The 436-nt window shown below is 47.2% G+C and carries 1 protein-coding gene; it reads right to left on the reverse strand.

The features are described from left to right. The coding region (locus tag ET33_RS38260) for an IS110 family transposase (protein ID WP_327204083.1) at positions 1–428 on the reverse strand (428 nt) is incomplete at its 3' end. Positions 429–436: the final 8 nt, after the last annotated feature.

Raw genomic sequence — 436 nt, forward strand, 5'->3', positions numbered from 1 at the left:
TCAGATGGAAGTGGAAACAAAGCAAGTGTCGCCAAGGCTGTTTTGCACGTTACGTCCTTAAAGACAAGGCCAAGCTCGGGAAAATGCATATCGACCCAACGATGAATTTGGTTTTTTACAGCACCGGATTGCTTAAGGATGAACTCACGGGCATGAACCAACTGCCGAATCTCCCGATAGGACTCGGGCAACATACGAACCTCGGAGTAATAACCGTTCTTCACCATATCGGCAATGACAAGGGCATCCTTGACATCGTTTTTCGTGGGGGAGTTATCTCTATTTTCCTTATTGCGTTTGACATGAAAGGGATTAACGAGAACAAGCTCGAGTTGCCTTTCTTGAAGCCAGAAGGCGAGATTGAGCCAGTAGTGCCCGGTGGGTTCAACACCGATGAGCACCTTCGTTTTGTGATGCTGATCCATCATAGCTTGTA

Origin of the sequence: Paenibacillus tyrphae, assembly GCF_000722545.1 — a bacterium.
GTDB lineage: Bacteria > Bacillota > Bacilli > Paenibacillales > NBRC-103111 > Paenibacillus_G > Paenibacillus_G tyrfis.